The sequence below is a fragment of the Actinomycetospora atypica genome (genome assembly GCF_042653685.1).
Taxonomy (GTDB): Bacteria; Actinomycetota; Actinomycetes; order Mycobacteriales; family Pseudonocardiaceae; genus Actinomycetospora; species Actinomycetospora atypica.
The window spans coordinates 1-607 of sequence record NZ_JBHSIV010000104.1; the positions used below are offsets into that span (position 1 = coordinate 1).

1 protein-coding gene is annotated in these 607 nt (G+C 69.4%); it reads right to left on the reverse strand.

Annotated features, from left to right (window positions below; genetic code table 11):
* Positions 1-35: 35 nt before the first annotated feature.
* Positions 36-607 (reverse strand): hypothetical protein (locus ACFPBZ_RS29505; RefSeq protein ID WP_378039663.1); only part of this gene is annotated, 572 nt, incomplete at its 5' end.

Below are 607 nucleotides of genomic sequence, written 5' to 3' on the forward strand. Positions count from 1 at the left end.
GGGCCAGATTCCCGCCAGCCAGTGCTGAGCAGGAACTACCGGGGACAGGCCTGCCCGACCGCACCGCCGGCCTCGGTGACAGCGTCGGCGTGGCTGATGCCCTCGGACTCGTAGCGCTTCACGCCTTCCAGGCTGCGGGTCAGCGAGGACGGTGGGACGCCGGTGGGCAGCTGCTCGCGGGCCTGGGAGAGGGTCAGCTGGCCGTTGGCGAAGCGGGTGAACACCTCGTAGGCGCGAGACTCGCAGTCGGCGAACCCCGGATCGTCGACGATGCTAGGAACCGGGGCGTAGGACTCGGGCGGCGTCGTGGGCGGCTGCGCCGACGACGGACGGACCAGCGCGAGGTTCTGCGGCTGCAGCTTCGCCGGCAGCGTGCTGCCTGCCGAAGCGATCACCGCCCAGTCCGCGTAGCTGAGTTGCACGTTGCCCTTCTTCGTCGCGGCATCACCACCCGGAACGAAACAGCCCAGGCTGATCAGCGAGTCGCCATACCCACGCTGCTGGTCGTAGGCGATGTTGGCCTCGAAGACTGGATCGGCGGCCGAGTAGTGCACGAGGCGGACCGCGGCGGTTCCACCAGCGCTGTCTCGAGCGAGCGCATCGGGAT